This is a genomic window from Streptomyces sp. SID5643, assembly GCF_009872555.1.
Classification (GTDB): domain Bacteria; phylum Actinomycetota; class Actinomycetes; order Streptomycetales; family Streptomycetaceae; genus Streptomyces; species Streptomyces iakyrus.
In genome coordinates this window covers 1-214 of the sequence record NZ_WWIC01000259.1, presented here as the reverse complement: position 1 = coordinate 214, position 214 = coordinate 1, and the positions used below count along the sequence as shown (strand labels likewise).

The following is a 214-nucleotide window of genomic DNA, read 5'->3' as shown; positions in this document are numbered from 1 at the left end:
ACCTTGATCATCTTGCCGGTCTCGCGCACACCGGAGATGACGGTGAGGGAGCGGGACACGAGGTCCGCGTACCCGTGCGCGGAGAGCCAGTCCAGGGTGGTGCTGGCGCTGCTCGCACCGTCGACGGACGGCGTGGAGATGATGATCAGCTGGTCGGCGAGGTCCAGCACGCCGCGCATGGCGGAGTACAGCAGACCGGTACCGGAGTCGGTGA

General features: G+C 67.3%; 1 pseudogene. It reads right to left on the bottom strand.

Annotated features, from left to right (window positions below):
* Positions 1–214, bottom strand: a pseudogene (locus tag GTY56_RS28735) (MinD/ParA family protein); the annotation flags it as partial.